Origin of the sequence: Pseudomonas sp. LAIL14HWK12:I1 (assembly GCF_003202095.1) — a bacterium.
Lineage (GTDB): Bacteria > Pseudomonadota > Gammaproteobacteria > Pseudomonadales > Pseudomonadaceae > Aquipseudomonas > Aquipseudomonas monteilii.
This window is the reverse complement of sequence record NZ_QJKG01000001.1, coordinates 498432-519632: the sequence shown is the minus strand read 5'-3', so window position 1 is coordinate 519632 and position 21201 is coordinate 498432. Positions and strand designations below refer to the sequence as shown.

Sequence of the window (21201 nt, the reverse complement as noted above, 5' to 3'; positions counted from 1 at the left end):
GGAATGCAAATGTTTCGCTTTTATTGCATCAGGCGACGCACGCCTCGACGACCACCTTGCCGGCCGCCATGCGCACCAATTGGTCGGCGACATCGAAATAGCGGTCATCGTGGCTGATGACGATGATTGTCTTGCCCAGGCGTTTCAGTTCGGGCAGCAGTTCGGTGTAGAAGATGCGCCGGAAGGTCGGGTCCTGGTCTGCAGCCCACTCATCGAACACCAGCACCGGGCGTTCTTCGAGCCAGGCATTGATCAGCGCCAGCCGCTTGCGTTGCCCGGTCGAGAGGTCGGTGGTGGTGAAGCTGCCGTCGCGGATGCTGACCTTGTGTGCGATTTCAAGCCTCTTGAGATAGACCTCGGCGCTCTCTGGCACCTGCCTGGCGCCCAGGAAGGGGTCGTCGAACAGGTAGTAATCGGAAAAGATGGTGGTGAAGAGCTGGCGATAATCGTCGCGATCCTGCGCGGTGATGGGCTGGTCGTTGATGCGAATCTCGCCCTGTTGCGGCGGGTACAGGCCGAGCAGCAGCTTGATCAGGGTGGTCTTGCCACAGCCGTTCTCGCCGACGATGAAAACGATATCGCCCTGGCGGATCTGCAGGTTTACCGGCCCCAGGGTAAACGGTGCGTTGCCGTCGACCGGGGGGAAGGCAAAGCGCACATCACGCAGCTCGAGGGTGCGCAAGGCGGGCAGCTGGCTGGCCTTGTCTTCGAGCAGCAGGTGCGGCTCTGGCGAGGAGAACCGTTCGGAGAGCTCGGCAACCCGGCGCAAGGCGATCTGGGCGCGGCTGATGATTGGCAGCGTGCCTATCAGGTATTCCAGTGGGCCTTTCATGTACAGCAGCACCAGGACGAAACCGCTCATGACCGCTTTGTCGCTGTTGGGCCATAACGATTGCAAGGCGAGCGCCAGGCCGATGACCACGAAGAACAGCATCGAGCCGAAGGTCTTGGCGATGACGAAGGTATTGATGGAGCGGATCTGGGTATCACGAATCAGGTCGGCCGTGCCCTGGATGTTGCGGCTGAACATGCGTTGGCGGCGAGCGCGGTGGATGCGCAGCTCCTTGGCGCCACCGGCGATCGCATTGTAGTGTCGTTGCAGCTCATCCTCGGCATCACGCGCCGCGACGAACCCCTGCATGCCCCGGGCCCGTGCGATGTACTGGACGACGGTGCCGAGGGCGATAGCGGTCAGGATCAGCAGGAACATGGGCAAGGACAGCATGGCCAGGTAGCCCAGGCAGCCCAGGGTGACGGTCAGGGCGATCGCCAGGGGCGCGAAGGCGAAGGCGAAATCGCTGATGGTGTCTACGTCGTGCGTCAACACCGGGATCAGCCGATGGCTGCGATAGCGCTCGATTTGTTCGATGGGGGCCGACAGCACCTTCTCGCCCAGCGTTTTGCGCAAGGCGGCAATGATGTGCTGGCCCACTCGGTTGCTACCGATGTCGGAAAACACCGAGCTGGCGAGGGCCACCAGGCAAAGCCCGGCGAAGCCCCAGACCACGCCTTGGGTCAGGCCGGAATCGTCGTGCAGGGCCCGGTTGATGGTGGCCAGCAGAAAGGTGATGCTGAGGCCGCCGACCATGCCCAGGATGACGGAAAGCGCGACGGTGTATTTAAACGGCTTGAGCAGGGCGAAGAGGTCCTGCACGGCGCCGCGGGTGGGCTGGGACATGATGTGCTCCTGAGTAGATCAGCCGACGCTGGCGGGGGGAGCAGCGCCTTGCGTGCGCTGCTGTTGGGTAGGTGTTAAACGAAGCCGCGGAGGGTGGATTTAGGCGGCTGACCTCAGCCGTGCATGACTTCAAGAAACGCCTTCAGGAAGGCCTGCATCTGCGCCGGCGTACCCACACTGACACGCATCCATTGCGGCCACGCCTCGAATACCCGCCCGACCCGGATGTTGCGTTGCGCGAGTGCCTCGATCACAGGTTTGACGGGGCGGCCGAGGGCCACCATGAAGCAGTTGGCCTGGGCGTCGGTGCAGCGGTAGCCGGCCTTTTGCAGGGCCTCGATAGTGTTCCGCAGAATGCTTCGATTGATGTGTTTTCGTTCACTGACCAGGCCTTCTTGTTGCAGGCTGGCGATGCCGCCCATGGCGGCGGCAAGTGGCACGAAGTTGTAGCCGTTCAGGCGTTGCAGGTCGGCGAGCAATGCCGGTTTGCCGACCACTAGCCCCAGGCGGGCACCGGCCATGCCATAGAGCTTGGAGAACGTTCTCAGGACCATGACGTTGTCATGGCTGACCGCCAGGTCCAGGCAGGAGGGCGCGTCGGTAAAGTGGATATAGGCCTCATCGATGATCGCCAGGCTGCCTACCGGCTTGTGGGTGACCAGGTGCTCGATGTCGGCGCGTGGGGTCAGCGTGCCCGTGGGATTGTTGGGGTTGCACAGGTACAGCACCCCGGGTTGCCGGGTGGCGGCAAGCATGCCGCGTACGTCATGGGCGTGACGGGCATCGAGCGGCACCTCATGCACGGTTGCGCCCACAGCCCTGGCGCCATTGGCCACCGAGTCATAGGTCGGCGCGGCGGTGACCACGCTGCGCTTTTCGGCGTGGCGAGCCAAGGCGTACTGCAACGGCGAGCGGGAGCCGCAGAAGACAGCCACATGGTCTTCGGGTACCTGGTTTTGCCGGGCGAACAGCTCAGCCAGGCGATATTCGTGTTCCGGAAAGTAGTGGCCGCTCTGGCGAGCACCCTGGTGCATTGCTGCGAGTGCCGAAGGGCAGGGGCCATACGGGCTCTCGTTGTAATCCAGGTGGATGATGGCGTCGTCCGCCGGTGGGTCGCTCGCGGCGTCTGCCGCCCAGGCGGGCATGGCGGGGGCGAGGCCGGTCAAGGTAGCGGCGGCGACGAAACGGCGTCTGCTCAAGGTGGGCATGGTCACTCTCCCTGTGGATTGTCAGTTGGGTTCACCGTCCTGAAGGGCGCGGGCTACCCGAAAGCCCAGCCAGTCGCCGCGCACGTCGGGTTCGCGCTCGTTGCGGTTGCCCGAGCGGGAGAAGATGGGCGGTTCCAGGTAGTCGTTGCCGCGAATCTGCCGGTGTGTGCAGGTACCACCGGTGGTCCAGGCGCTGCCGTCGGTGGGCGCGCCGACATAATCGGTATGCCAGCAGTCCTCGACCCACTCGTAGACGTTGCCATGCATGTCGTACATGCCGAATGCATTGGCAGGGAAGCTGCCGACCGGTGCCGTGTAGGTGAAGCCATCGCGCGGCCCGTAGGTGTTGGCATGCTTGCTGATCTGATATTCCCCTTCCTGGTCGAAGGGGAACGGGAAGGGGCCGGTGGAGCCGGCGCGGCCGGCGTACTCGCGTTCGGCCTCGCTGACCATGCGGTAGGGCTTGCCGGTCTTCTTGGCGAGCCAGGCGATGTAGCCGCGCGCCTCATCCCAGGTCATGCAGACCGCAGGCTGCGTCGGGCCTTGCGGGTAGCTGGGCTTGCCGTTCTTGCACAGCCGCCCCGGGCGGTCGTCGCCGTCGGGCAGCACCGTGTGGGTTTCCTTGGCATAGGCCTGCCATTGCCCGGCAGTCACATGGAAGCGACTCATGGCGAACGCCTTGGCGAATGTCACAGTGTGCAACGGACCTTCATCGTCCTGTTTGCCCAGTTCGTCATCGGGGGTACCCATCACGTAGCTGCCGGCAGGCAGCACGACCATTTCCGGGCAATCCTTGCAGTCTTTGAAAACCTTGCCCGGTGCAGCCGGGTCGGCAGCGAGGGCTTCGAGCGACAGCGAGAGACAACCGAGGGCAATCAGTGAGGTCAGCCGTTTCATGGGTTTCCTTACGGGTAGTGGGCAACGGGAGGAGGGGCCGGCCTGGCGGCCTTCTGGGCGGCTTCCCACACACGCAGGAAGTTGGCGCCCCAGAGCTTGGCGATGTCTTCGTCGGAGTAGCCGCGCTGCATCAGTTCGGCAGTGACGTTGCGGCTCTGGCTGACATTTTCCCAGCCAACCACACCGCCGCCGTCGTTGAAGTCGGAACTGATGCCGACATGGTCGATACCGATCTTCTTCACCGCGTAGTCGATCGAGTCGACGTAGTCGGCGAGGGTCGCTTCGGGCTCGGCGCCGAGGATGTCGTAGAACGGCGTGAGGTATTCACCGAACTTTTTCTCCGACCAGATCGAGAACACCGGGTCGGTGGTGGTGCCCATCTGGGTTTGGTTCTGTACGTCTGGCAGGCCGTGCTTGGCGCGTAACGCGTTCATCTTTTCGATGGTCGGGCGCGAGAACGGCTTGAGGTAGTGGGAGTAGGCCACGATGTTGACCAGCCCGTCGGTGGCCTTGATGTGTGCCAGGTCCGCGTCGCTGAGGTTGCGGCGAATGTCCATCATGCCTTGCACCCCCGTGTGTGAGGCCATGACCGGTGCGCGGCTCAGCTGGGTTACCTGGGTCAGGGCCTGGCTGGACATCTGCGAGACGTCGATGACCACGCCAAGGTCGTTGAGCCGGGTGATGGCGCGACGACCGATGTCGGAAAGACCGCCCAGCGGGTCGACCGAATCGCCCAGGAAGGGCAGTGGGCGCGCCGAGTCGACCCAGCTGTTGTTGCCGACGTAGCCTGGCCCGAACACCCGCATGCCGCGTGCGGCCCAGTGGTCCAGCTTGTCGATGTCGTCGCCAAGGGGGGCGGCGTTGAGCAGGCTGATGATGATGGCGAACTTGCCTTCACTGACCAGCCGGCGGAAGTCGGCAGGGGTGTAGGCGATGCCGGCCTGCGCAGGGTAGTCCTTGGCGATGCTGGTGATGATCCGATAGCGAACTTCCAGTTCGTTGGCCATCGCCGCCTCGAATCCGGGTGTGGGGCGGTGCGGCCAATTGGGCCCACTCCAGAACTCCGGCCATGACCAGATTGCGATCGAGGCGCCGCTCAGGCGGCCTTTGGCGGCTTTCACCAGGTCGAACTGGGTCGGGCCGTCACGGTTTGCTTCCTCGCCATCGGTGCCATAGCTCAGCGGCACGTCAAGGTGCGCATCCAGGGCCGGGATGCGCGCCTGCAGGGCGTTGGCCCGCTGTTCGATTTCCCGGCCGTAGGGGTGTTTGGCAAGGTAGACCCAATACCACCAGGCGCCTGCGGCCACCAGGAGCAAGAGCAGAAGTGCCAAAGCCCATGGCCATCTGCGCGAAAAAAAAGCCTGTTTCTTCATTGCGTACTCGACCGCCTGCACGACGGCCCCATGCCGTTCGAACTTGCTGGGTGAAACGAGCCGAGCCCAAGAGAATTTAGCAACCCTCTAAATCGCTCCCTCAACCATTCGTTTTCGCAGCAGGAGTCACGTCATGAGTACAGTGGATGAAAGTGTCACGTCGTAAGATCCTGGCGGGCCTGGTGGCCGCCGGTGTAGCACTGCCTGCCGGCTATTACGCACGGCAGGAGTGGCAGCGGGCCGAGGAAGCGGAGCTGAGCAGTGACGAGCCTGCGGTGCCGGTCGATGACCTGCCCAATGCGCTGTTAGGTGAACGCCTGGTCGGGATCTGGGACTGGCGCATGACGAGCGATCACCCGGCACTGGCCGAGCTGGCCCGGCCGCAGCAGCTGCTGCTCGACGTAGGGCAGGGTGCCCGTGCCGTGCGCGGCTACCTGGGTACTGCGCCCTATGGCGGTCAGGGTTTGCAGGTATACGGCCCGCTGGCTGCCGACCGGCTGCCGAAGGTGCAACTGAAGATGATGGCGGGTTCTGGCGAGGCCTATGATTGCGATGCCGTGCTGGATGAAATATGGGGCGACTGGAGCGAGGGTGGAGGCAGCGCAACCCTGAGCGGGCACGTACGCCTGGCAGGGACGCAGGCGGGGCATTCCGGGGCGCAAGCGAGCTTTGTCGCCGTCCGCCGACCGTTCGTTCTGGCGCGTGAGCGGCTGCCATACGTGGCGGCCCTGCACGAGGACCTGATTTCACCGCAGCGTCGCTACTATCACCAGCTCTGGCACGCCAGCCGCGATCGCTGGCACCGCATCGATGAGTCCCGGCGGCAGATGGTGCGTGCGCTGGGTTGGCAGGTCGGCCCGTTGGGCAAGGAGCGCAACGCACGCGGGCATGATCGCCATCGCAACGGCTCCGGCGAGGATTTTCTGTTCATGCATCGGCACATGCTGCATGGCGTGCGCGAGGTCCAGGACCTGCGTTCCTGGGCAAGCCTGCCTGCGGCACGTCCATCGATCGGGCAGGGTGTTCAGGCGTTTTTCGATTACCTCGACAATCGCGACGGCTACAGCGTCCCGCCCAACTGGCAGGCGGCCGGCGATGAAGCCTTCAGCCAGTGGCTGTACTACGTCAAGAGCAGCCAAGGGCTGCACGCCAACTTCCAACTGTGGGAGGCCCAGCTGCATGATCCGCAATACCTCAGCACCCTGTGTCTGGGAGAGTTGGGTTCACGCATCGAATTGGGGATCCACGATTGGCTGCACATGCGTTGGGCATCCCTGGGGCGTGACCCGAACTCGGATTACCCGATGCCTTACGGGCGTCGCAACTACGATTTTTCCGAACGCTGGTTCCGCGCCGAGAACGACTTCCTCGGCGATCCGTTTTCCTCCCACGTCAACCCGGTGTTCTGGGCCTTTCATGGCTGGATCGACGACCGCCTGAACGATTGGTACCTGGCCCACCAGCAGGCGCACCCGGGGGAAGTGAAGCCGAAGATGATCGATGGCATTCCGTGGTTTGCGCCAGGGCGCTGGGTGCGTGTGGCCGAGCCTTGGCTGGGGCCTTCGCGTGAAGGTTGCGGTGCCTGGGGGCTGGGCAATGGCGGCGGCACCGGGAAACTGGACATCGAGACCATGAAGCTGGCCTTGCAGGTCATTTTCAGCCCTGAAGAAGACGGCGATCGCCTGGCCGACAGGGTGCCTCAGCGGCCTTGGTATGCCCGCCATCTGGCACCCGGCCCGCGACGTGACGGTTTGTAGCGTTGACGATTTTTGGCCGGTGTTGCAGCAGGTAGGGCTCCCGTCGGGGGGCTTGCCTACCTCGCTGTCATCAGTGTGTCCGATGCCGTCCAGCCACCGCCCAATGCCTTGTAAAGCGCAACACTGGCCTGCAAACGCGCCTTGCGCAGCCGTACCCGTTCGGCCTGTGCTGTAAACAGGCTGCGTTGCGCTTCCAGCACGCTGAGCAGGTCTTCGGCCCCGGCCCGGTAGCGGTTCTCGGCCAGATCGAACGCGCGTTGCGCTTGGGTGAGCGCTTCATGCTGCCAGTGTGTCTGGCGGTCCAGGCCGTCGACGCTGTTCAAGGCCTTCTCGACTTCGCCGAAACTGGTGATCAGCACGTTGCGATAGGCCTCGAGCAGCTCGTCCTGGCGAGCTATGGCGCGATCACGCTCGGCGCGCAAGGCGCCATTATTGAAAATGGGCGCCGTCAGACCGGCACCGAGGTTGAGCGCCGGATTGCGCAGCAGGTCGATGGCTTTTCTGTCGCCAGTGGCCAGGCTGGCCGTCAAGCTCACCGTGGGGAACAGTGCTGCCCGCGCAACGCTGACATCCGCCTGAGCCGCAGCCAGGCGCGCCTCTGCGCCAGCGATATCCGGGCGGCGCGTCAGCAGTTGGCTGGGAATGCCGGCGGCAATGCTCGGGCCGCTCAGTTGATCGAAAGGCTGATCGGCCAGTTCCAGCGCCTGGACCGGCACGCCAAGCAGGGTTGCCAGGGTGATCTGCGCATCGCGGGCCTCTTGTTGGTAGAGCGGCAACTGTTGTCGCTGGTTGGCCACAAGGCTCTCTTGCTGGGCCAGTTCCAGGGCAGTCGACGACCCGGCCTGGAATCGCGTGCGCACAAGGCTCAGGACCTTGTCGGCGTTTTCCAGGTTAAGCGCGGCGATGCGTGCCTGCTCGCGAGCGGCGAGGGCGCTCAGGTAGGTATCGGCAACGCTGCTCGTCAGGCTCAGTTCGAGCGTGTCACGGTCACGTGCAGTGGCTTGCAGGCCAAGGCGGGCACTGTCACGCGCAGCGGCATTTTTACCCCAGAAGTCCAGCTCGTAGCTGGTCGTCAGGGCCGTGTTGAAGTAGCGGTAGGTCCGCTCGCGGTTCGACGTGTCCTGCTCGCTGTACCCTTGGCCTCGTAGCAAGCGCTGGTGATAGGCGTCGGCGCTGGCGTCGAGGCGCGGTAGCAGGGGGCCGCCGGCAATACGCAGGTCGGCCTGTGCCTGCCTGACCCTGGCCATGGCGGCACGCAGGTCATGGCTGCCCTGGCGCGCCTGCTCGATCAGTTGGCTCAGTTGAGCGCTATTGAACGTTGTCCACCATTGCGCGGAGGCCGCCGTGCCGCCAGCCGGACTTTGCCAGCGGGCAGGTGCAGCGATACCGCTGTCCAATGGCGCAGGGGTGTGGCTGCAAGCACCCAGGATGGTCAGCAGCGGTAGCAGTAAAAACGGGGTTCTGGTCATGGTCATTCACTGGTCAGGGCGGCGACAGGGTCGAGGGCGGCGGCTTTGCGCGCGGGCATGAAACCGAAGATGACGCCCGTGGCTACCGAGCAGGCGAAGGCGCCCACTATCGCCAGGGCAGAAAACGCCACGGCCACCTTGGCCAGGCTGAGTACCACGCCGATCAGCAACGCCAGACAGACGCCGATCAGGCCGCCGGTCAGCGAAAGCACCACGGCTTCAGTCAGGAACTGGCGCAGGATGTCGCGCTGTCGGGCGCCAGTGGCAATGCGGATGCCGATTTCGCGGGTGCGTTCGCGGACGGTCATGAGCATCACGTTCATCACACCGATCCCGCCGACCAGCAGCGAAATGGCGGCAATGGCGCCAAGCATCAGGGACAACCCGTTGCGTGTCGCCGCCTCGGCCTGGATCATCGCCGCGCTGTTGTCGATCTCGAAGTCTTCGATGCCACCGTGCAGGCTCAGCATCAGTTGGCGTATCGCGCGTTCGGTGTCATGCACCTGGGTACTGTCCGCGGCGCCGATGATCACGTATTCCGGGTGTTGCGTGCCGGAAAGACGTATGGATATCGCTGAGTACGGCACGGCGATGCGCAGGTCGTTTCGCTGGTTGGCGCCACTGGAGCCTTTGCTGGCGAGCACGCCGATCACCTGGAAGGGCACGTTCTCGATGAGGATGTACTGGCCGATCGGGTCCTGGCCGTCGACGAACAGCTTCTTGCGCACCTCCGAGCCGATCACCGCCACGGTCGCAGCCGTGGCCAGGTCGTTGTCGGTAAAGAAGCTGCCTTCGCTGACGGGCCAGCTCATCAGCGTCGGGAACACAGGCGAATAGCCGCCGATGGTCGATTCCAGGTCGCGATTGCCGAAGCGCACCTGCGCTTCCACTGTCATGGCCGGCATGATGGACTTCACTTGCGGTAGCTCGGCCAGCGCCTGCACGTCGCTGAGGCGAACGTTGCCGGGCGGAGCGCGCGGTGTTGGAGGGGCACCGTTCATGAAGATGATGTTCGAGCCGAACGCGCCCATCTGGGCCATGACCTGGCGCTTGCTGCCTTCACCCACTGCCAGCATGACGACCACCGACGCGACGCCGATGATGATCCCCAGCAGGGTTAGCGCGGTGCGTGTGCGGTTGCTCCATATGACCCGCCAGGCGGCCTGCAGGGCGTCCCGGGTTTCGCCCAGCCAGGGGCTGCCCTGGCTGTCGGCACGCACCAGGCGCCCGGCCAGATCGACGGCTTGCAGCGCACCTGGGCGACGCGGTGGCGGCGCCTGGTCGGCGCCGCTGTCACTGATGACTTCGCCGTCGCGGATCTCGATGATGCGCTGGGCCCGGGCGGCCACATCGCGGTCGTGGGTGATCAGGATCACCACATGGCCTTGCTCGGCCAGTTCATCCAGCAGGCGCATGACCTCGGTGCCACTGTGGCTGTCCAGCGCACCGGTGGGCTCATCCGCCAGGATGATGTGGCCGCCGTTCATCAATGCCCGGGCGATGGACACCCGTTGTTGCTGGCCGCCTGAAAGCTGGCGCGGGCGATTGCCGGTGCGCTCGCCCAGGCCCAGGCGTTGCAGCAGGGCCTTGGCCCGTTCGGCGCGCGGGGCCGCCGTGGTTCCGGCGTAGATCGCCGGCATCTCCACGTTTTCCTGCGCCGAGGCGGAGGGGATCAGGTGATAGCCCTGAAACACGAACCCGAACGCTTCGCGGCGCAACCAGGCCAGCTCGTCATTGCTCAGGCCGGCAACATCCTGGCCGGCGAAGCGATACTGCCCGGCGCTTGGGCGGTCGAGGCAACCCAGGATGTTCATCAGGGTCGACTTGCCAGAGCCCGAGGTGCCGACGATGGCGATGAACTCTCCGGCATGGACTTTCAGGTCGATGCCGCGCAACACATCGACCTGGGGGCTGTCACCGCCCCCGTAGGATTTGCGGATGCCGACCAGCTCTATCAGCGGAGTGCTCATGTCAACCCTCACCGCCAACAGGGCCGATCAGCAGTTTGTCACCTTCCGCAAGTCCGTCGAGTATCTGCACGCGCAGGCGGTCACTGAGCCCGGTACGTACCTGGCGCGTCTGTACGTCGCCTTTGCCGGTCAGCACATGGGCAGTCTGCAGTCCCTCGCCCTGGCCCCGTCCCTGAAGCGCCGCGATGGGCACGGTCAACACATCCTTGGCAGACCCGGCGACGAAGAACACTTGGGCAGTCATGTCGGCCATCAGCGCGTTGTCATCGTTGTCGACATCCAGCAGCACGGTGTAGAGCACCACGCGGCCGGTCCCGCTGCCGCTTGCCGTACCGGCGGCAACCGGGCTGCCGCCGCCCTGGCTGAGCTGATCCAGCGGTTTGGGCGGGATCGGCAGAATCTGCCTGACAGTGCTGGTCCAGCGCCTGCCGCCGCTGCCCAGGGTGGTGAAGTAGGCTTGCATGCCGGTCTTGACCTGGCCGATGTCGGCTTCCGAGACCTCGGCCCATACCGTCATCGGCGACAGCTTGGCGATCCGCAGGATCAGCGGGGTGCGCTGCTGCGCGTTCAGGGTTTGCCCTTCTCGTGCATCGACAGCCACCACGGTACCGCCGATCGGGGCGTAGATGCGGGTGTAGCCCAACTGAGCCTGCGCGCTGCGCAACGTGGCCTGCGCCTGGAGAATCTGCGCCTCATACATGTCGATGCGCGCCTGGGTAGTCAGCACCTTGGCCTGGGCGGTCTGCACATCCTCTTCACGCGTGGCGCCGTCGCTGGCCATCCGCTGCTGGCGACGCAACTGTTGTTCGGCCAGGACATGCTCGGCACGCTGCTCCTTGACCTGCGCTTTCAGGGTCTGGATGGCATAGCGCTCGGCATCCAGCTGGGCCTGTTGCGTGGCAGGGTCGATTTCCACCAGCAACTGCCCCTGCTCGACGGTGTCACCGACTTCTACGTGCAACGTGCGGATCTGCCCGGAGGCCTGTGCGCCCACGTCGACGTACTGACGGGGCTGCAGGGTGCCCAGCGCGGTGACACTGGATTCGATGTTGCCACGGCTGACGCTGACGAACGGCCGCTGCTCGGCCGCGGCGGGCAACAGTTGCCAGGTGGCGAATGCGGCCACGGGGATCAGGCACAGCGCGAGCGTTAAGGCACGACGGGTAAGGCGTTGAGGGATCATGCAGGATTTCCGACCATGAGAGGGCCGCTGTCACCAAGGATCAGCTAGGGAGGCTGCCGATTAAACGAAAGCGATCAGGGCGGATTTAGCGGGGAGCGCGCGTTGCGGGCGTGGAAATGTAACAACGTCTTTAAGCTTGATGAGAATTATTATATTTTATGCGCTCGCGGTGCCATTACTTGGCCTGCAGCGGTCTTCTACCATCATCGACAACAGGGAAAGCGCTTCGATGCCGTCTTCGGGTGTACTGCTCGAGCATTACTACCGTGAACTGGTCGGGTTCCTTCGTTCGCGTCTGGGTAGCCGCCATGCTGCCGAAGATATCGCGCAGGAGGCGTATCTGCGGGTACTCGAGCGGTGTGATGACACGCAGATCTCCCATCCGCGCGCTTTCCTTTACCGCACCGCCCTGAACCTGGTCACCGATGGTCATCGGCGCAACCAGCTTCGTCGCGCCGAGCCTCTGGAGGTTCTGGAAACCGATGAGCGATTCTTCGTCGCCCCCGTGCACGGCGCCTGTCGCCAGGAAGAGCGCCTGGAGTTGCTGCAGCGTGCAGTGGCGGAGCTGAGCGAAACCTGCCGGGCGTGTTTCTTGCTGCGCAAGCTCGAAGGCCTGTCACATGGGGAGATTGCCGCGCGTCTGGGCCTGTCCAAGGCCATGGTGGAGAAGCACATCGTCAACGCCATGAAGCATTGCCGGCTGCGTATGCGCGAGTGGGCCGAGGCCTGAGCGCACGTTCGGCTGTGCGGCCCACTTTCCGATAGCGTCAGCTGCCTGACGAGGTACCGAATGTGAGGGTGCCCTTCATCATGGTGGAGTGGAAAGGGTAGGAGCAGAAAAACGCGTACGCCTGGCCTGCCTGCAGCATGCCGGTGTCGAAAGTGACCGAATCTTTTTCGCCACCCCCGATCAGTCGGGTATGGGCGAGCACGCGCTTGTCGCCCGGCTGGAGGTAGTTATCGGCCTCACCTGCCGCAGCGCCATCGGTGGTCACGCCTTTGATGTCGTCCTTTTTGGCCAGCACCCAGTTGTGGCCCATGATGTTCCTGGGCAGTGTGCCGGTGTGCAGCAAGTTAACGGTAAAGCGTTGGCAGGTCTGCGGTACGGTGATCGTTTTCAGGTCGTAGGTCATCTGGTCAGTACTGTGAATGTCTACCGAACAGGGCTCGGCGGACCATGCGACGCTGGACAGGGTCAGGGCGAAAAAGGCTAGGGCCGGGCGAAACATCTGGGTTCTCCGCGAATGTAAGAGGCGATGCCTTGGGGCATGAGCCTCCTTTAAACGAAGTGCGAGCGTCGGGGTTTAGGCGCGCGGTTACCTGAACGGCTTGACGGGGTGAGCGCAAGTGGCAAACCGGAGTACCGGGCTAAAGGCAAATGCAAATTCCGTCAGTCAATCACTTGATTTATGCGGCTTTCCCGACTTCTATCAAAGTAGACCGCTGCCAGGCATGGCCTTGGCAGTCGCCATAACGGGCGCAGTAAGGTCATGGAATGTACCCATTACCCAGCTGCCCAGGCCCGACCATGGCAAACAAGACCCTGCGCATTCTCATTGCCGACACCCACCCCTGCCAGCGGCTGCAGTTGGAGCGGCTGCTCAATGGCCTGGGCTACTATCGGATCGCCCCCGTTGACAGTTTCGAGGAGCTGCAGCGTTTGGTGCAGTGCGCCTTGCAGCCTTTTCACTTGCTGCTGGGCAATATCGAACTGGCCAGCCATGCCGGGGTTGACCTGGAGCGTTTTTGTCGCGTCAGTACCCAGATCCAGCACGCCCTGCTTTACCATTCCAGCCAGTTGAAAGTGCCTGCGGTGCCGCAGGCCGAGCGCCAGGCGGTCAGCCTGAGCCTGCCGCAGGTGCCCGATAACGAGGCGCTGGAGTCATTCATGGCGATCATCGACGGACCGGTGCTGGTCGGCAAATTGCCGCTGCCGGGCGCCATGCCGGCGGCTACGGCCAGGCCACGGCCGCGCGCCAACTTCGCGCATACGGTGTTCAACCGCTAGCCGCGCAGCAGGCGGGGCAACGGGGCAGCTATTTGCTATCCTCTTGCCCTTTGCCGATTTGCGGACCCTGCCATGACTGCCATCGATACCGCTCGCCCGCCCCGGTTCAGCCGCGGCGACCATCGGACCCTGGGCCTGGCGGCACTGGGCGGCGCGCTGGAAATCTACGACTTCATCATTTTCGTATTTTTTGCGCTGACCCTCAGCCAGCTGTTCTTCCCGCCCGAGATGCCAGAGTGGCTGCGCCTGCTGCAAAGCTTCGGGATCTTCGTCACCGGCTACCTGGCGCGGCCGCTGGGCGGCATCCTGATGGCGCACTTCGCCGACCACCTGGGGCGCAAGCGGGTGTTCAGCCTGAGCATCCTGATGATGGCCCTGCCATGCCTGCTGATCGGGGTAATGCCGACCTATGCCGACATCGGCTACGCCGCACCGTTGATCCTGCTGGCGCTGCGCATCCTCCAGGGCGCGGCCGTGGGGGGCGAGGTGCCAAGTGCCTGGACCTTCGTCGCCGAGCACGCGCCTGCCGGGCGGCGCGGGTATGCGTTGGGCTTCTTGCAGGCGGGGCTGACCTTCGGCTACCTGCTGGGGGCATTGACCGCGACGTTGCTGGCGCAGGTGTTCACGCCGCAGGAGATCCTCGACTACGCCTGGCGCTACCCGTTCCTGCTGGGTGGAGTGTTTGGTGTGATTGGCGTGTGGCTGCGCCGCTGGCTCAGCGAAACACCGGTGTTCCTTGCCCTGCGTGCGCGCCAGGAACAGCCGGTGAAATTCCCGCTGCGGCGGGTGCTGGGCGAGCACCGTCGGGCGTTGATTCCGGCGGCGTTGCTGACCTGTGTGCTGACCTCGGCCGTGGTGGTGCTGGTGGTGATCACCCCCACGGTAATGCAGCAACGCTTTGGCATGAGCGCCGGGCACACCTTCGCCCTGAGCAGCGTGGGCATTGTTTTCCTCAACATCGGCTGCGTGCTGGCCGGGTTGCTGGTCGACCGCGTAGGGGCTTGGCGTGCGCTGATGCTCTACAGCGTGTTGCTGCCGCTGGGGATCGGTGCGCTTTACGCCAGCCTGGTGGGGCAGTGGGAGATGACCTGGCTGGCTTATGCGCTGGCGGGGCTGTCCTGCGGCGTGGTCGGTGTGGTGCCGTCGGTGATGGTTGGATTGTTCCCGGCCGAGATCCGTGTGTCGGGGATTTCCTTCACCTACAACGTGGCCTACGCGCTGTGGGCCAGTACCACGCCGCTGGCGCTGATTGCGCTGATGCCGTGGAGCCCGTGGGTGTGTGTCGGGTTTTGTCTGGTCATGGGCACGGTGGGGCTGCTGACGGCCTTGTATTTCGGGCGGCGTGAGCCATTGGCGTTTGCGGCGCAGCCGATGCCGATCATGTGCGGTGACAAATGAGCCGGTGCATGTCTTGGGTTGTGCAGCAGGGCATAAACCGAGCGCCGCCCGCGCGGCGCTCGATCTGATAAGCGCTGAGCCTCTCACGGCGAACACCTCGCAGCCCAGACGCAATTCACAACAAAAAGCCCCCGGCTCGTGAGAGCCGGGGGCTTTTTGTTACGGCAGGGCCGGGGCCTTACATGTTCGGGTAGTTCGGCCCGCCTGCGCCCTCAGGGGTAACCCAGGTGATGTTCTGGGCCGGGTCCTTGATGTCGCAGGTCTTGCAGTGCACGCAGTTCTGCGCGTTGATCTGGAAGCGCTTGTTGCCGTCTTCCTGGGTGACCACTTCGTACACGCCGGCCGGGCAGTAGCGTTGTGCCGGCTCGTCGTACAGCGGCAGGTTGCTGGCGATCGGCACGTTCGGGTCGGTCAACTTCAGGTGGCAGGGTTGTTCCTCTTCGTGGTTGGTGCTGGAGAGGAATACCGAGCTGAGCTTGTCGAAGCTGAGCTTGCCGTCCGGTTTCGGGTAGTCGATCTTTTTCGAGTCGGCCGCGAGCTTGAGGCAGGCGTAGTCCGGCTTGGTGTCGTGCAGGGTGAACGGCAGCTTGCCGCCGAACCAGTTCTGGTCCACATAGTTGAACGCAGCGCCCAGCAGTGGGCCGAACTTGTGCATGGCCGGGCCGAAGTTGCGGCTGGCGAACAGTTCTTCGTACAGCCAGCTGGCCTTGAAGGCGCTGACGTAGCCGTTCAGCTGGTCACCGCCCTCGCTGCCGGCGAGCAGCGCGTCGGCCACCGCCTCGGCGGCGAGCATGCCGGACTTCATCGCCGTGTGGCTGCCTTTGATCTTGGCCACGTTCATGGTGCCCAGGTCACAGCCGATAAGTGCGCCGCCGTTGAACACCATTTTCGGCAGCGAGTTGATGCCGCCCTTGGCCAGGGCGCGGGCGCCGTAGCTGATGCGTTTGCCGCCTTCGAGATACTGGCTGATCACCGGATGGTGCTTCAGGCGCTGGAACTCGTCGAATGGCGACAGGTACGGGTTGGCGTAGGACAGGTCGACGATCAGGCCGACCACCACCTGGTTGTTTTCCAGGTGATAAAGGAACGAACCCCCGGTGTTGTCCTTGGCCATCACGTCCAGCGGCCAGCCGGCGGTGTGCACCACCAGGCCCTGCTCGTGCTTGGCAGGGTCGATTTCCCAGATTTCCTTCAGGCCGATGCCGTAGTGCTGCACATCGGACTCGCTGTCCAGGTTGAAGCGCTTGATCAGCTGCTTGCCGATGTGGCCACGGCAACCTTCGGCGAACAGGGTGTACTTGCCACGCAGCTCCATGCCCGGGGTGTACATACCGTCTTTCGGGTTGCCTTCACGGTCCACACCCATGTCGCCGGTGACAATGCCACGCACCACGCCGTTTTCATCGAACAGCGCTTCCTGGGCGGCGAAGCCCGGGTAGACCTCCACGCCCAGGTTCTCGGCCTGCTGGGCCAGCCAGCGGCACAGGTTGCCCAGCGAGATGATGTAGTTGCCTTCGTTGTGCATGGTTTTGGGCACGAACAGGTCAGGCACCTTGGTGGCGCTGCCGGCATCCTTGAGCACGTAGATGTCGTCGCGCTTCACTTCGGTGTTCAGGGGCGCGCCGAGTTCCTTCCAGTCGGGGAACAGCTCGTTCAGGGCGCGGGGCTCGAACACTGCGCCGGAGAGGATGTGGGCGCCCACTTCAGAGCCTTTTTCCACCACGCAGACGCTGATTTCGCTACCGGCTTCGGCGGCCTTCTGCTTCAGGCGGCAGGCGGCGGACAGGCCCGCCGGGCCGGCGCCGACGATGACCACGTCGAATTCCATGTATTCGCGTTCCACTGGTTCTCTCCTACTCATCAAGGCTCGTGCTGTTGCTTTGTCTTATGGGTGCTTGCGCGCAGTGGCTCATCACGGGAGCGGAACTGTAGCTGCGCAAATGACGGACTACACCGTTTTGTCTTGGCCGCGCATTATATCTACACCACTTGGCGGGTCCAATACAAACGTTTGTTTGAATTTGCCGCAGGCCAGTAAAATCACAGGAGCGCGGCTGGAGGGTGACCGATTTGCCGTATTGACCGGATGGGGTGTTACGGTCAAGATACGAGCGGTTTTACGTTCGCCGTAGGCTTGCAGCCGGGCGCAGGTACACCTCTAAAGACCAGGTGTGGAGCAGGGTTTTGCGGCCTTTGGCCGGTTTGTAGTGGAGTTTACACGCCACGACAGAAAATGACCCGTGAGGATTTGTCGCAATGGTCCGAACAAGACTGTTCGGTCACTGTGAAGTTATTGCCTCCCGATACGTTTTTAGAGGTGCCCTTGTACCCACGCGCATCGCAGGGCTCAGTCCCAGGCGACTATCTATTCACCGGAGAGTAACGAGGAATCCATGAAGGTTCTTGTAGCTGTCAAACGAGTGGTCGACTACAACGTCAAGGTTCGCGTCAAGGCGGACAACTCCGGCGTCGACCTTGCTAACGTCAAGATGTCCATGAACCCCTTCTGCGAAATCGCCGTGGAAGAGGCTGTCCGCTTGAAGGAAAAGGGCGTTGCGACCGAGATCGTCGTCGTTTCCGTCGGCCCGACCACTGCCCAGGAGCAACTGCGTACCGCCCTGGCCCTGGGTGCCGACCGCGCCATCCTGGTAGAAGCCGCTGACGAACTGAACTCCCTGGCTGTGGCCAAGGCGCTGAAAGCCGTTGTCGACAAGGAGCAGCCACAGCTGGTCATCCTCGGCAAGCAGGCCATCGACAGCGACAATAACCAGACCGGCCAGATGCTGGCTGCGCTGACTGGCTACGCGCAAGGCACCTTCGCCTCCAAGGTCGAAGTGGCTGGCGACAAGCTGAACGTCACCCGTGAAATCGATGGCGGTCTGCAGACCGTATCGCTGAACCTGCCAGCCATCGTCACCACCGACCTGCGCCTGAACGAGCCGCGCTACGCGTCGCTGCCGAACATCATGAAGGCCAAGAAGAAGCCGCTGGAGACCGTTACTCCGGACGCGCTGGGCGTTTCCCTCGCCTCCACCAACAAGACCCTGAAGGTTGAAGCCCCGGCTGCCCGCAGCGCTGGCATCAAGGTCAAATCGGTGGCCGAACTGGTCGAGAAGCTGAAGAACGAAGCGAAGGTAATCTAAATGACTATCCTGGTTGTCGCTGAATACGAAGCCGGTGCCGTAGCTCCGGCCACCCTGAACACTGTTGCCGCTGCCGCCAAGATCGGTGGAGATGTGCACGTACTGGTCGCTGGCCAGAACGTCGGCAGCATTGCCGAATCTGCTGCCAAGATCGCTGGCGTGGCCAAGGTGCTGGTTGCCGATAACGCTGCCTACGCCCATGTGCTGCCAGAGAACGTCGCGCCGCTGATCGTCGAGCTGGCCAAGGGTTACAGCCACGTGCTGGCTCCGGCCACCACCAACGGCAAGAATATCCTGCCGCGCGTTGCCGCGCTGCTGGACGTGGACCAGATTTCCGAGATCATCTCGGTTGAGTCCGCTGACACCTTCAAGCGCCCAATCTACGCCGGTAACGCCATTGCCACCGTGCAGTCGAGCGCTTCGGTCAAGGTCATCACCGTGCGTACCACCGGCTTCGACCCTGTCGCCGCCGAAGGTGGCTCGGCCGCTGTTGAGGCTGTTGGTGCTGCGCACAACGCTGGCATTTCTGCCTTCGTTGGCGAAGAGCTGGCCAAGTCCGACCGCCCAGAGCTGACCGCTGCCAAGATCGTCGTATCCGGCGGCCGTGGCATGGGCAACGGTGACAACTTCAAGCACCTGTACAGCCTGGCCGACAAGCTTGGCGCTGCAGTCGGTGCCTCGCGCGCCGCAGTCGACGCCGGCTTCGTGCCGAACGACATGCAGGTCGGCCAGACCGGCAAGATCGTTGCGCCACAGCTGTACATCGCCGTCGGTATCTCCGGCGCGATCCAGCACCTGGCCGGCATGAAAGACTCCAAAGTGATCGTTGCGATCAACAAGGACGAAGAAGCGCCGATCTTCCAGGTAGCCGACTACGGCCTGGTCGCAGACCTGTTCGAAGCGGTTCCGGAGCTGGAAAAGCTGGTCTGATCCGCCTGCTTCACTTATAAAGAACCCGGCCCTCGTTTCGAGGGTCGGGTTTTTTTATGGGTTGAGGAGTGAGGGATGACGTTGCGTGAAACGGGCAGGGCGCTGGCATGCATGGCGGCGCTGTTCTCACCGCTGGTCATGGCGGCAGGCAAGTGCGAACGCCTGGTGGCAACCGGCAGCCCTGATGCGCCGCCCTATTCATGGCAAGACCCACAAGACCCTGAACACCTGATCGGCGCCAACGTAGACCTGTTGCGTCAGGTGGCTGGCGAGTTGGGTGTAAAAGTCGAAGTACTGAGCGCAGGTCGTCGCGACCAGGCACTGGAGGAAGTACGCAGTGGCCGCATGGATCTGCTACTCGACACCCCCATGCAGGTGGAGCAATTGACCGCGCTGGACTACATCCACCCGCCGTTGCAGCTCAACGAGTACCTGGTGTGGACGCGTCATGATGCCCAGCTGACCTTCGATGGCCCGGCGGACCTGGCCAGGTATCAAGGCAGCTTGTCCGAGCGCGCACGGCTGACACCGGCCTTCACCGCCTTTGCCAAGGCCCAGCTCAAGCTGGTGTCGGCGCAGAACCTTACCCAGGCCTTCCAGAAACTGGTGCTCGGCCAAGTGGACTATGTGCTGGCTGGCCGCTATTCAGGCATGGCCATGGCCCAGAGCCTGGGTATGAGCAATGACCTGATCGCCCGTGGCCTGCCGGTGGACCGGCCAGGCCTGTACTTGGCCCTTTCACACAACTCGGCCTGCAATGACAGCTGGTTGCGTGGGCAATTGGCGAAAAAACTGACAGAATTGCCGATCTCCGGTGCGTCCGAGGCGGTCCTGCAACGAAATGTCGAGCGCTGGAAAGCGCAGTTGCAGGTGCCGGCGGACGCCCCCAAACACTAGGAAGATTGCGTGAGAACCCAACCACTAATCCTTGCCTTGGCCATGCTTGGCCTGGCTGGCTGCGCCAATGATCCGGCCCCTGACGAGCAGATGCGCATTTCCGAACAGGCCTTGGAGCAGGCCAAGGCCGTAGGTGCCACCGAGCAGGTCGAAACGCTGAAGCTGGCTGAAGACAAGCTGGCCCGGGCCAAGGCCAACATGCTGAGCGAAGACTATCGCGATGCGCGCATGCGTGCCGAACAGGCCGAGCTGGATGCGCGTCTGGCCGAGGCCCAGGTGCTGAACCAGAAGAGCGAAGAGCAGCTCCAGCTGTTGCAGTCGCGGGTCAAGCGCCTGCGCAAGCAACTGGAGGTGCAGCCATGATCCGCCGCACACCGTTGGCTGCGCTGGTAGTGCTGGCACTGGCCGCAGGCTTGCAAGGCTGTGCCAGCCAGCGCAGTTCTGCAGCGCTGGATGAAGCCAGTGCCGCCTTCGCCAAGGTCAAGGATGATTCCGATGTGCTGCGCAGTGCGCCGCGCGATGTGATCCGCGCGGGCGAGTCGCTGGCCCGTGCCGAGCGTTTGTCCAGCTACATCGGCACCGGTTCCGATGTGCGCCATTACGCTTACCTCAGCCAGCGCTACAGCGAGATTGCCCGTGAGCATGCCAAGCTGGCGCTGAACCAGGAGCGCCAGACCAAGCTCGATCTGGAGCGCCAGCGCCTGCAGCTGGCCTTGCGCGAGGCCAAGCTGGCCAGCGTGCAGCAGCAGGGCAAATGGGTCGAGTCGCAAATCGCGGCACTGGCCTCCGAGCAGACCGACCGTGGCTTGGTGATGACCTTGGGCGACGTGCTGTTCGATACCGGCCGTGCCGACCTGAAGAACTCGGCCAGCCGCACGGTACTCAAGCTGGTGCAGTTCCTTCAGCTTAACCCGCGTCGGGTGGTACGTATCGAAGGCTATACCGACAGCACCGGCGCGGCCGAGGACAACCTGAAACTGTCTCGCGATCGGGCGCAGGCCGTGGCTGACATGCTGGTGGACCTGGGCATCGACGAAAAGCGTTTGCAGGTCGAGGGCTATGGCGACCAGTACCCGATCGAGGCCAACGCCTCTGAGCGGGGCAGGGCGCAGAACCGTCGGGTAGAAATCGTGTTCTCCGACGACAAGGGCAGGCTCGCGCCTGCGCGCTGAGTTCGACTCAAAGAAGGGCCGCCATGCGGCCCTTCTTTTTGTCGGTTTAATCGTTTCGATAGTTATCACGCTGTTGTATTGTCGACTATGTTGCATTCTGTCCCAGTACACTTTGCAA

18 protein-coding genes are annotated in these 21201 nt (G+C 63.4%); 9 read left to right on the top strand and 9 right to left on the bottom strand.

The window, feature by feature from the left end; all coding sequences use genetic code 11:
• Nucleotides 1-28 precede the first annotated feature (28 nt).
• The 4 genes from D906_RS02415 to D906_RS02400 form a co-directional block, all read right to left on the bottom strand.
• Nucleotides 29-1678: a cyclic peptide export ABC transporter gene (locus tag D906_RS02415; protein ID WP_016711670.1), complete on the bottom strand. Its 1650-nt coding sequence runs from the start codon at nucleotides 1676-1678 to the stop codon at nucleotides 29-31.
• A gap of 113 nt (nucleotides 1679-1791) precedes the next feature.
• Nucleotides 1792-2886 (bottom strand): aminotransferase class I/II-fold pyridoxal phosphate-dependent enzyme, encoded by a 1095-nt coding sequence (locus D906_RS02410; protein WP_027615100.1) that lies wholly within the window; start codon nucleotides 2884-2886, stop codon nucleotides 1792-1794.
• A gap of 21 nt (nucleotides 2887-2907) precedes the next feature.
• Nucleotides 2908-3783, bottom strand: coding sequence for a formylglycine-generating enzyme family protein (locus tag D906_RS02405; RefSeq protein WP_019096330.1), 876 nt, complete (start codon nucleotides 3781-3783; stop codon nucleotides 2908-2910).
• Between the two features lie 8 nt (nucleotides 3784-3791).
• Nucleotides 3792-5156, bottom strand: a complete 1365-nt coding sequence (locus D906_RS02400) for a dipeptidase (RefSeq protein ID WP_050580620.1) — start codon at nucleotides 5154-5156, stop codon at nucleotides 3792-3794.
• 146 nt (nucleotides 5157-5302) lie between these two features.
• Between D906_RS02400 and D906_RS02395 the strand changes: the two genes are divergently transcribed.
• Entirely contained in the window at nucleotides 5303-6913 is a 1611-nt protein-coding gene (locus tag D906_RS02395; RefSeq protein ID WP_027615099.1) for a hypothetical protein, read from the top strand.
• Nucleotides 6914-6969: 56 nt separating this feature from the next.
• Here the strand turns inward: D906_RS02395 and D906_RS02390 are convergent, their stop codons facing one another.
• The 3 genes from D906_RS02390 to D906_RS02380 are packed head-to-tail and all read right to left on the bottom strand — an operon-like array spanning nucleotide 6970 to nucleotide 11535.
• Nucleotides 6970-8388: an efflux transporter outer membrane subunit gene (locus D906_RS02390; protein WP_025753267.1), complete on the bottom strand. Its 1419-nt coding sequence runs from the start codon at nucleotides 8386-8388 to the stop codon at nucleotides 6970-6972.
• Nucleotides 8385-10352 carry a MacB family efflux pump subunit gene (locus D906_RS02385; protein ID WP_019096325.1) on the bottom strand — a complete coding sequence of 656 codons (1968 nt, stop codon included), beginning with the start codon at nucleotides 10350-10352 and terminating at the stop codon, nucleotides 8385-8387. Before D906_RS02385 ends, D906_RS02390 begins: the two co-directional genes overlap by 4 nt.
• A gap of 1 nt (nucleotide 10353) precedes the next feature.
• The gene (locus D906_RS02380) at nucleotides 10354-11535 is read right to left on the bottom strand and encodes an efflux RND transporter periplasmic adaptor subunit (protein ID WP_019096324.1); all 1182 of its coding nucleotides are present in this window, start codon (nucleotides 11533-11535) and stop codon (nucleotides 10354-10356) included.
• A gap of 139 nt (nucleotides 11536-11674) precedes the next feature.
• On the opposite strand from D906_RS02380, the gene D906_RS02375 reads away from it, so the two are divergent.
• Nucleotides 11675-12265, top strand: a complete 591-nt coding sequence (locus D906_RS02375) for a sigma-70 family RNA polymerase sigma factor (protein ID WP_256204580.1) — start codon at nucleotides 11675-11677, stop codon at nucleotides 12263-12265.
• Nucleotides 12266-12302: 37 nt separating this feature from the next.
• Here the strand turns inward: D906_RS02375 and azu are convergent, their stop codons facing one another.
• Nucleotides 12303-12764 (bottom strand): azurin, encoded by a 462-nt coding sequence (azu, locus tag D906_RS02370; RefSeq protein WP_016711661.1) that lies wholly within the window; start codon nucleotides 12762-12764, stop codon nucleotides 12303-12305.
• Nucleotides 12765-13063: 299 nt separating this feature from the next.
• Here azu and D906_RS02365 point away from each other — a divergent pair, with 299 nt between their 5' ends.
• Together D906_RS02365 and D906_RS02360 are read left to right on the top strand one after the other, a co-directional pair.
• Nucleotides 13064-13543 (top strand): hypothetical protein, encoded by a 480-nt coding sequence (locus D906_RS02365; RefSeq protein ID WP_019096323.1) that lies wholly within the window; start codon nucleotides 13064-13066, stop codon nucleotides 13541-13543.
• Between the two features lie 72 nt (nucleotides 13544-13615).
• On the top strand, nucleotides 13616-14941 hold the full coding sequence (locus D906_RS02360; protein WP_097156131.1) for an MFS transporter: 1326 nt from the start codon (nucleotides 13616-13618) through the stop codon (nucleotides 14939-14941).
• Between the two features lie 178 nt (nucleotides 14942-15119).
• Here the strand turns inward: D906_RS02360 and D906_RS02355 are convergent, their stop codons facing one another.
• Nucleotides 15120-16802, bottom strand: a complete 1683-nt coding sequence (locus D906_RS02355; RefSeq protein ID WP_080578077.1) for an electron transfer flavoprotein-ubiquinone oxidoreductase — start codon at nucleotides 16800-16802, stop codon at nucleotides 15120-15122.
• 532 nt (nucleotides 16803-17334) lie between these two features.
• Here D906_RS02355 and D906_RS02350 point away from each other — a divergent pair.
• The 5 genes from D906_RS02350 (at nucleotide 17335) to D906_RS02330 (ending at nucleotide 21083) form a co-directional block, all read left to right on the top strand.
• Complete coding sequence (locus D906_RS02350; RefSeq protein WP_016498683.1) at nucleotides 17335-18084, top strand: electron transfer flavoprotein subunit beta/FixA family protein; 750 nt, start codon at nucleotides 17335-17337, stop codon at nucleotides 18082-18084.
• Entirely contained in the window at nucleotides 18085-19014 is a 930-nt protein-coding gene (locus D906_RS02345; RefSeq protein ID WP_016711657.1) for an electron transfer flavoprotein subunit alpha/FixB family protein, read from the top strand.
• Between the two features lie 75 nt (nucleotides 19015-19089).
• Nucleotides 19090-19911, top strand: a complete 822-nt coding sequence (locus D906_RS02340) for an ABC transporter substrate-binding protein (protein WP_016711656.1) — start codon at nucleotides 19090-19092, stop codon at nucleotides 19909-19911.
• A 9-nt stretch (nucleotides 19912-19920) separates the two neighbouring features.
• Complete coding sequence (locus D906_RS02335; RefSeq protein WP_019096320.1) at nucleotides 19921-20274, top strand: DUF4398 domain-containing protein; 354 nt, start codon at nucleotides 19921-19923, stop codon at nucleotides 20272-20274.
• On the top strand, nucleotides 20271-21083 hold the full coding sequence (locus tag D906_RS02330; protein ID WP_019096319.1) for an OmpA family protein: 813 nt from the start codon (nucleotides 20271-20273) through the stop codon (nucleotides 21081-21083). Before D906_RS02335 ends, D906_RS02330 begins: the two co-directional genes overlap by 4 nt.
• Nucleotides 21084-21201: the final 118 nt, after the last annotated feature.

Bases quoted from the DNA above. Each gene is read 5' to 3' on its own strand.
- D906_RS02415 (WP_016711670.1), bottom strand. From the start codon at position 1,678: ATGTCCCAGCCCACCCGCGGCGCCGTGCAGGACCTCTTCGCCCTGCTC.
- D906_RS02410 (WP_027615100.1), bottom strand. From the start codon at position 2,886: ATGCCCACCTTGAGCAGACGCCGTTTCGTCGCCGCCGCTACCTTGACC.
- D906_RS02405 (WP_019096330.1), bottom strand. From the start codon at position 3,783: ATGAAACGGCTGACCTCACTGATTGCCCTCGGTTGTCTCTCGCTGTCG.
- D906_RS02400 (WP_050580620.1), bottom strand. From the start codon at position 5,156: ATGAAGAAACAGGCTTTTTTTTCGCGCAGATGGCCATGGGCTTTGGCA.
- D906_RS02395 (WP_027615099.1), top strand. From the start codon at position 5,303: ATGAAAGTGTCACGTCGTAAGATCCTGGCGGGCCTGGTGGCCGCCGGT.
- D906_RS02390 (WP_025753267.1), bottom strand. From the start codon at position 8,388: ATGACCATGACCAGAACCCCGTTTTTACTGCTACCGCTGCTGACCATC.
- D906_RS02385 (WP_019096325.1), bottom strand. From the start codon at position 10,352: ATGAGCACTCCGCTGATAGAGCTGGTCGGCATCCGCAAATCCTACGGG.
- D906_RS02380 (WP_019096324.1), bottom strand. From the start codon at position 11,535: ATGATCCCTCAACGCCTTACCCGTCGTGCCTTAACGCTCGCGCTGTGC.
- D906_RS02375 (WP_256204580.1), top strand. From the start codon at position 11,675: ATGAGAATTATTATATTTTATGCGCTCGCGGTGCCATTACTTGGCCTG.
- azu (WP_016711661.1), bottom strand. From the start codon at position 12,764: ATGTTTCGCCCGGCCCTAGCCTTTTTCGCCCTGACCCTGTCCAGCGTC.
- D906_RS02365 (WP_019096323.1), top strand. From the start codon at position 13,064: ATGGCAAACAAGACCCTGCGCATTCTCATTGCCGACACCCACCCCTGC.
- D906_RS02360 (WP_097156131.1), top strand. From the start codon at position 13,616: ATGACTGCCATCGATACCGCTCGCCCGCCCCGGTTCAGCCGCGGCGAC.
- D906_RS02355 (WP_080578077.1), bottom strand. From the start codon at position 16,802: ATGAGTAGGAGAGAACCAGTGGAACGCGAATACATGGAATTCGACGTG.
- D906_RS02350 (WP_016498683.1), top strand. From the start codon at position 17,335: ATGAAGGTTCTTGTAGCTGTCAAACGAGTGGTCGACTACAACGTCAAG.
- D906_RS02345 (WP_016711657.1), top strand. From the start codon at position 18,085: ATGACTATCCTGGTTGTCGCTGAATACGAAGCCGGTGCCGTAGCTCCG.
- D906_RS02340 (WP_016711656.1), top strand. From the start codon at position 19,090: ATGACGTTGCGTGAAACGGGCAGGGCGCTGGCATGCATGGCGGCGCTG.
- D906_RS02330 (WP_019096319.1), top strand. From the start codon at position 20,271: ATGATCCGCCGCACACCGTTGGCTGCGCTGGTAGTGCTGGCACTGGCC.